6 protein-coding genes are annotated in these 7955 nt (G+C 72.6%); 5 read left to right on the top strand and 1 reads right to left on the bottom strand.

All coding sequences use genetic code 11. The annotated features are described in order from the left end of the window. Window positions 1-135: 135 nt before the first annotated feature. Entirely contained in the window at window positions 136-1200 is a 1065-nt protein-coding gene (gene hemE / locus ACZ4WZ_RS27845) for a uroporphyrinogen decarboxylase (protein WP_467894467.1), read from the bottom strand. A gap of 91 nt (window positions 1201-1291) precedes the next feature. Here hemE and ACZ4WZ_RS27840 point away from each other — a divergent pair, with 91 nt between their 5' ends. The 5 genes from ACZ4WZ_RS27840 (at window position 1292) to ACZ4WZ_RS27820 (ending at window position 7905) form a co-directional block, all read left to right on the top strand. Continuing rightward, on the top strand, window positions 1292-1948 hold the full coding sequence (locus ACZ4WZ_RS27840; protein ID WP_467894465.1) for a DUF3000 domain-containing protein: 657 nt from the start codon (window positions 1292-1294) through the stop codon (window positions 1946-1948). 274 nt (window positions 1949-2222) lie between these two features. Further along, complete coding sequence (locus tag ACZ4WZ_RS27835) at window positions 2223-2885, top strand: helix-turn-helix transcriptional regulator (RefSeq protein ID WP_007267191.1); 663 nt, start codon at window positions 2223-2225, stop codon at window positions 2883-2885. A gap of 126 nt (window positions 2886-3011) precedes the next feature. Then, window positions 3012-4298, top strand: coding sequence for an HRDC domain-containing protein (locus ACZ4WZ_RS27830; RefSeq protein ID WP_467894462.1), 1287 nt, complete (start codon window positions 3012-3014; stop codon window positions 4296-4298). Window positions 4299-4543: 245 nt separating this feature from the next. Beyond that, window positions 4544-5770 (top strand): thiolase family protein, encoded by a 1227-nt coding sequence (locus ACZ4WZ_RS27825; RefSeq protein WP_388938543.1) that lies wholly within the window; start codon window positions 4544-4546, stop codon window positions 5768-5770. Next, window positions 5767-7905, top strand: a complete 2139-nt coding sequence (locus tag ACZ4WZ_RS27820; protein ID WP_467894460.1) for a 3-hydroxyacyl-CoA dehydrogenase NAD-binding domain-containing protein — start codon at window positions 5767-5769, stop codon at window positions 7903-7905. The genes ACZ4WZ_RS27825 and ACZ4WZ_RS27820 overlap by 4 nt, the downstream gene beginning before the upstream one ends. Window positions 7906-7955 lie beyond the last annotated feature (50 nt).

The following is a 7955-nucleotide window of genomic DNA, read 5'->3' as shown; positions in this document are numbered from 1 at the left end:
CTCTCCCCCCCCCCCCCCTCCCCCCCCTCTTCCCCCCCCCCCCCCCCCCCCCCCCCCACCCCCCCACCCCCCCCCCCCCCCCCCCCCCCCCCTCCCCCCCCCCCCCCCCGGGGCCGCCCGGGCGGGCGGCGGGGATCAGCGGGCCGTCCTGGTGTGGACGTGGTCCACCAGACGGGTCAGCGCGTCCGGGTCGGTGGTCGGCAGGACGCCGTGGCCGAGGTTGAAGACGTGGCCCTCCAGGCCGGCAGCGGCGGCCAGGACCTCGTCCGTCTTGGCCTGGACGGCCTCGGGGGTGGAGAAGAGGACGGCCGGGTCCAGGTTGCCCTGGAGCGCCTTGCCGGGACCGACGCGGCGGACGGCCTCGTCCAGCGGGACCCGGTAGTCGACGCCCATGACGTCCGCGCCGGCCTCGCCCATCAGGCCGAGCAGCTCACCCGTGCCCACGCCGAAGTGGATGCGCGGGACGCCGTACGAGGCGACGGACTCCAGGACCTTCGCGGAGGCGGGCATGACCGAGCGGCGGTAGTCCGCCGGGGCGAGGGCGCCGACCCAGGAGTCGAAGAGCTGGACCGCGGAGACGCCGGCCTCGATCTGGACCTTCAGGAAGGCGGAGGTGATCTCGGCGAGGCGGTCGAGCAGCTCGGCCCACAGCTCCGGGTCCCCGTACATCAGGGCCTTGGTGTGCTCGTGGTTCTTGGACGGGCCGCCCTCGACGAGGTAGCTCGCAAGGGTGAAAGGCGCGCCGGCGAAGCCGATCAACGGCGTGCCGCCCAGTTCACCCGTGAGCATGCCGATCGCCTCGGTGACGTACGGGACGTCCTCCGGGGTGAGGTCGCGCAGCTGTGCGAGGTCCTCGCGGCGGCGGATCGGCTGGGCGACGACCGGGCCGATGCCCGGCTTGATGTCGAGGTCGACGCCGATGGCCTTCAGCGGCACCACGATGTCGGAGAAGAAGATCGCCGCGTCGACGCCGTGGCGCCGCACGGGCTGCATGGTGATCTCGGTGACCAGGTCGGGGCGCATGCAGGACTCCAGCATGGCCGTGCCCTCGCGCACCTTGCGGTACTCGGGGAGTGAGCGGCCGGCCTGCCTCATGAACCACACCGGGGTGTGCGGCACCGGCTCCCGCCGGCACGCCTTCAGGAAGGCGGAATCGTACGTCTGGCTCGGCGGGCCCTGGGGGCGGTCGTTGGCGCTCACGACCCAAATCTTCGCACGTATGAAGAAGTGCCCGGCCCGGGGCGGGTGTCCCTGCGCCGTACGGGCGCTCGTTCCGCCTAGTCTTCCCGGCATGGCTGCGGCTCAGGGACGATTTTCAGATGGCGCCGAGGGTACGGACAGCGCGAAGGAGAGTTCCGTCCCGCTCCCGTTCCGGCGGGCGGTCGACGGCTTGCGCAAGGCGCGGCTGCGGCCCGGGATCGAGATCGAGCCGACGAAGCCGCCCCAGCGGCTGGCGCCGTACGCCTACGCGCTGGAGGCGGCGGTGGTGGAGGGCGAGGACGACCTCGCCGACGGCCGGCTCATCCTGCTCCACGATCCGGCGGGGCACGACGCCTGGCAGGGCACCTTCCGGCTGGTGACGCTGGTACGGGCCGAGCTGGAGCCTGAGATGGCGGCGGACCCGCTGCTGCCGGAGGTGTGCTGGTCCTGGCTGACGGGCGCGCTGGACGCGCGCGGGCTGGCGTACGGGGAGGCGAGCGGCACCGTGACGATGGCGGCCTCGCACTACTTCGGCGGGCTCGCGGAGCGGCGTCCGGCCACCCAGATCGAGATCAGGGCCTCGTGGACGCCGCGCGAGGGGGTGGGCGGGGTGCCGGACACCACCGCGCACCTGGCGGCGTGGTGCGAGCTGCTGTGCCAGATCGCGGGACTGCCTCCGATGGGGCCGACGGACAACGCCACGGGCGTGGTGTCCCTGCCACAGCGGCGCGGTCCGCACCACCCGTAGCCGGCCGCCCCGAGGGGGCCGTCCGGCCCCGTGCGCGCACGGGAACGACCGCTCGATGTCGTAACGGTGTGTCAGAAGGGCGTTCGCCGGGCGGCCTTCTGATCGCCCTTTGATCGATCGTGCGTCCGAATTGCCCGAATTGTTACTCACCAAATCGTGATCATTCCCTAAAGCCGGGTGGGTGACGTGCCGAAGGAGTCAGTGACCATCCGCACGGTGCGAACCGGCTTCCTTCCCCGAGCCGGCCGTCCCGCCACTCCCCCAGGAGGCCTAGGTGTCCGTTCTTCTCGAGCAGCCCGCAAGCCTGGTCGCCTACCGCCCGAACAAGCCGACGGCCATGGTCGTCGTGGCCGACCCGCGCGTCCGTTCCACCGTGACCCGCCATCTGTGGGCCCTCGGAGTCCGTGACGTGATCGAGGCGTCGTCCATCGCGGAGGCCCGCCCCCGCGTCGGCAGCCCGCGCGACATCTGCGTGGCCGACGTACACCTGCCCGACGGTTCCGGTCTCACCCTGCTCTCCGAGACCCGCGCCGCCGGCTGGCCGAACGGCCTGGCCCTGTCCGCCGCCGATGACATCGGTGCCGTGCGCAACGCCCTCGCGGGCGGAGTGAAGGGCTACGTCGTCACGGGTACGCGGACGAACATCGGGCTCCCCACCCGGCCCGGCGCCGCCCCCATCGGCGCCGCCGCCGCCCGTATGCACCGCCGCCCCCCGGGTGCCCCGAGCCACCCGGGCGGCTACCGAGAGCTCTCCGGCCGCGAGGTCGAGGTCCTGCGCCTCGTCGCGGAGGGCCAGTCCAACAAGGCCATCGGCGTCTCGATGGGCCTGTCCGCCCTGACCGTCAAGTCCCACCTCGCCCGGATCGCCCGCAAGCTGGGCACCGGCGACCGGGCCGGGATGGTCGCCGTCGCGCTGCGGACGGGGATCATCCACTGATCCCGTCCCGAGGTTCCCGGGGCGGACCGCCCGGAGACCCCGGGAACCGGCCGCCTTCTTCCCCGCGCGCCCGTCGACGGAACGTTCCGGCGACGGGCGCGTCCCATACACGGATACCCTTTACCGGTGACCGACGCCCAAGAGACCGCAGCACACCTGCGCACCACCACCGGGGGCGGCCCCCCGGACGCCGAGGTTCCGTCCGATGGGCAGCCGACGCCGATTCCCTTGCTCGAGCCCCGTGAGGGCATCCCGCCGGTCGTCGCCGACGCCGAGGCCCTCGCCCGCGTCGTCGCGGCCTTCGCCGCCGGCACCGGGCCCGTGGCCGTGGACGCCGAGCGCGCCTCCGGCTACCGGTACGGCCAGCGCGCCTACCTCGTGCAGCTGCGCCGCGAGGGCGCGGGCTCCGCGCTGATCGACCCGGTCGGCTGCCCGGACCTGTCCGCGCTGGGCGAGGCCCTCTCCGGGACCGAGTGGATCCTGCACGCCGCGACCCAGGACCTGCCGTGCCTGCGTGAAATAGGCATGGTGCCCGCCTCCCTCTTCGACACCGAGCTGGCCGGCCGCCTCGCCGGCTTCCCCCGGGTCGGACTCGGCGCCATGGTCGAGAGCGTGCTCGGCTACGCCCTGGAGAAGGGGCACTCCGCCGTCGACTGGTCCACCCGCCCCCTCCCCGAGCCGTGGCTGCGCTACGCCGCGCTCGACGTGGAGCTGCTGGTGGACCTGCGGGACGCGCTGGAGAAGGAGCTGGACCGGCAGGGCAAGCTGGAGTGGGCCCGCCAGGAGTTCGACGCCATCGCCTCGGCCCCGCCCGCCCCGCCCCGCAAGGACCCCTGGCGCCGCACCTCCGGCATGCACAAGGTGCGCCGCCGCCGGCAGATGGCGGTCGTACGGGAGCTGTGGGAGTCCCGCGACCGCATCGCGCAGCGCCGGGACGTCTCCCCCGGCAAGGTGCTGGGCGACGCCGCGATCGTGGAGGCGGCCCTGGCCCTGCCCGTGAACGTGCACGCCCTGTCGGCCCTGCCCGGGTACGGGCAGCGGATGGGCCGGCGCCAGCTGGACCAGTGGATGGCCGCCGTGGAGCGGGCGAGGGCCCTGCCCGAGAGCGAGCTGCCGCAGCCGGGCGCGTCCCCGTCGGGCCCGCCCCCGCCGCGTTCCTGGGCGGACAAGGACCCGGCCGCCGCGGCCCGGCTGTCGGCGGCCCGTGCGGCCGTCTCCGCCCTGGCCGAGCGGCTGAACCTGCCGCAGGAGAACCTGATCACCCCCGACACGGTGCGCCGGGTGTGCTGGGAGCCGCCCAAGCCGCTCGACGCGGACGCGGTGGCGCAGGCCCTGGCCGGCCACGGCGCCCGCCCCTGGCAGATCGAGCAGGTGACCCCGGCCCTGGTCACGGCCCTGGCCGCGACCGCCTGAGCCGCCGAACCCCGTGCAGGCCCCCGGCTCCCGAGCCGGGGGCCTGCACGTGTTCGTCCCGCTGCGCCGGGGTCCGCCGCCGCTCCGGCCGGCGCCGACGGAGTGTGACCTTCGCCGCTCCTCGGGGAGGGGGTGTGCACATTGGTTACCCGCAAGTAGCATGGGCCGGGTGAGCGGGCGCTCAGCCACACCGGCCGGGCCGCCCCCGCGCAGCAGCGCCATCCCGTACCTGGAGGAGAGCCAACGTGCCTCGTACCGTCAGGGACGTCGTCTTCGTCGACGGCGTCCGCACCCCGTTCGGCAAGGCGGGCCCGAAGGGCATCTACCACGAGACCCGCGCCGACGACCTCGTCGTGAAGGCGATCCGGGAGCTGCTGCGCCGCAACCCGGACCTGGACCCCAAGAAGATCGACGAGGTCGCCATCGCCGCGACCACGCAGATCGGCGACCAGGGCCTGACGCTGGGCCGCACGGCCGGCATCCTCGCGGGCCTGCCGCAGTCCGTCCCGGGCTACTCCATCGACCGCATGTGCGCCGGCGCGCTGACCGCCGTGACCGCGGTCGCGGGCGGCGTGGCCTTCGGTGCGTACGACGTCGCCCTCGCCGGCGGTGTCGAGCACATGGGCCGCCACCCCATGGGCGAGGGCGTGGACCCGAACCCGCGCTTCGTCTCCGAGAAGCTGGTCGACGAGTCCGCCCTGTTCATGGGCATGACCGCCGAGAACCTGCACGACCGGTACCCGACGATCACCAAGCTCCGCGCCGACCAGTACGCCGTGCGCTCGCAGGAGAAGGCCGCCAAGGCGTACGCCGACGGCAAGATCCAGCAGGACCTGGTCCCGATCTCGGTGCGCAACACCAACGAGGCCGCGGGCGAGACGGGCTGGGGCCTGGTCACCTCCGACGAGCCGATGCGCCCGGGCACCACGCTGGAGAACCTGGCCGGCCTGAAGACCCCGTTCCGTACGCACGGCCGGGTCACCGCGGGCAACGCCGCCGGTCTCAACGACGGCGCCACCGCCGCGATCATCGCGTCCGAGGACTTCGCCCGGGAGAACAACCTCCCGGTCAAGATGCGCCTGGTCTCGTACTCCTTCGCCGGCGTCGAGCCGGAGGTCATGGGTTACGGCCCGATCCCGGCCACCGAGAAGGCCCTCGCCCAGGCCGGCCTGTCCATCGAGGACATCGGCCTGTTCGAGATCAACGAGGCCTTCGCCGTGCAGGTGCTGGCCTTCCTGGAGCACTACGGCATCGCCGATGACGACGCCCGGGTGAACCAGTACGGCGGCGCCATCGCGTTCGGCCACCCGCTGGCCTCCTCCGGCGTCCGCCTGATGACGCAGCTGGCCCGCCAGTTCGAGGAGCAGCCGCACGTCCGCTACGGCCTGACCACCATGTGCGTCGGCTTCGGCATGGGCGCCACGGTCATCTGGGAGAACCCGCACTTCACCGCCGAGGGAGACGCCAAGTGAGCACCACCGCTGAGCTCCTGAAGGGTGCGGCCGAGCTGTTCCCGGACGAGGTCGTCACGTCCGCGCACGTCCGCCACCTGGACCTGCCGTTCGGCGCCGGGCGCTTCGCGCTCATCACGCTGGACAACGGCTTCGACCACACCAAGCCGACCACCTTCGGCCCGCAGTCCCTCGCCAACCTGAACGCGGCGATCGACCAGGTCGAGCAGGAGGCCACCGCCGGCTCCATCGTCGGCGCGGGCATCACCGGCAAGCCGTTCATCTTCGCCGTCGGCGCCGACCTCAAGGGCGTCGAGCTGCTGAAGAAGCACGACGACGCGCTCGCCATCGGCAAGGGCGGCCACGACGTCTTCAAGCGCCTCTCCGCGCTGGCCGTCCCCACCTTCGCGTACTACAACGGCGCGGCGATGGGCGGCGGTGTCGAGGTCGGCCTGCACTGCTCGTACCGCACCGTCTCGAAGGCCATCCCGGCCTTCTCCCTGCCCGAGGTCTTCCTCGGCCTGGTTCCGGGCTGGGGCGGCTGCGCCATCCTCCCGAACCTGATCGGCGCGGAGCGCGCGGTCTCGGTCATCATCGAGAACTCGCTGAACCAGAACCGCCAGCTCAAGGGCAAGCAGGTCTTCGAGCTCGGCATCGCCGACGCGATCTTCGAGGGCGCGGACTTCCTGGAGCAGTCCCTGCTGTGGACCGCGAAGGTCCTCAAGGGCGAGACCGAGGTCGTACGGGCCGAGGTCGACCGCGGCGAGGCCTGGGACGCGGCCGTCGCCAAGGGCCGCTTCATCGCGGACTCCAAGGTGCACGGTGCCGCTCCCGCCGCCTACCGCGCGCTGGACATCATCGCCGCGGCCAAGGACGGCGACCTCCAGGCCGGCTTCGACGCCGAGGACACGGCCCTGGCCGACCTCATCATGGGCGGCGAGCTGCGCTCGGGCATCTACGCCTTCAACCTGGTCCAGAAGCGCGGCAAGCGCCCGGCCGGCGCCCCGGACAAGTCGCTGGCGCGCCCGGTGACCAAGGTCGGCGTCGTGGGCGCGGGCCTGATGGCCTCGCAGCTGGCGCTGCTGTTCCTGCGCCGCCTGGAGGTGCCGGTGGTCCTCACCGACATCGACCAGGAGCGCGTGGACAAGGGTGTGGGCTACGTCCACGCCGAGATCCAGAAGCTCCTCGGCAAGGGCCGCATCAACCAGGACAAGGCCAACCGCCTGACCGCCCTGGTGACCGGTGTCCTGGACAAGGCCGAGGGCTTCGCGGACGCGGACTTCATCATCGAGGCCGTGTTCGAGGAGATGTCCGTCAAGCAGAAGGTGTTCGCGGAGGTCGAGGCGGTCGCCCCGGCGCACGCGATCCTCGCCACCAACACCTCCTCGCTGTCGGTCTCCGAGATGGCCTCCAAGCTCCGTCACCCGGAGCGCGTGGTGGGCTTCCACTTCTTCAACCCGGTCGCGATCCTCCCGCTGCTGGAGATCGTCCGCGGTGAGCGGACCGACGACGCCTCGCTGGCCACGGCCTTCGGTGTCGCCAAGAAGCTGAAGAAGACCGCGGTCCTCACCAAGGACGCCCCGGCGTTCGTCGTGAACCGCATCCTGACCCGCTTCATGGGCGAGATCCAGAACGTCATCGACGAGGGCACCCCGGTCGTCACCGCCGAGAAGGCCATCGAGCCGCTCGGCCTGCCGATGTCCCCGCTGGTGCTGCTGGAGCTCGTCGGCCCGGCGATCGGTCTGCACGTCTCCGAGACCCTGAACCGCGCCTTCCCGGAGCGCTTCACCGTCTCGCCGAACCTCAAGCGCGTGGTCGAGGCCGGCAAGCGCGGCTTCTACGTCTACTCCGCAGAGAACAACTTCAAGCCGGAGCTGGACCCCGAGGTCGCCGCCCTCCTGGTGCAGGGCGACTCCGTCCTGACGGAGGAGCAGGTCCGGGACCGCGTCCTGGACGCGGTGGCGCAGGAGATCGGTCTGATGCTGGAGGAGGGTGTCGTGGCCGAGGCCCAGGACATCGACCTCTGCCTCATCACCGGTGCGGGCTGGCCCTTCCACCTGGGCGGCATCACCCCGTACCTGGACCGTGAGGGCGTCTCGGAGCGGGTGAACGGCAAGAAGTTCCTCGCCCCCGGTGTCGCCAGCGTCCCGGCGTAACACCCCGCAGTACGCAGAACGGCCCCGTCCGCACCTGGTGCGGACGGGGC

This window comes from Streptomyces sp. NPDC029122 (assembly GCF_055569445.1).
This window is presented reverse-complemented; position numbering and strand designations above follow the sequence as displayed.

Coding starts and splice junctions, on each gene's coding strand:
- ACZ4WZ_RS27840 (WP_467894465.1), top strand. CDS start 1,292: ATGGCTGCGGCTCAGGGACGATTTTCAGATGGCGCCGAGGGTACGGAC.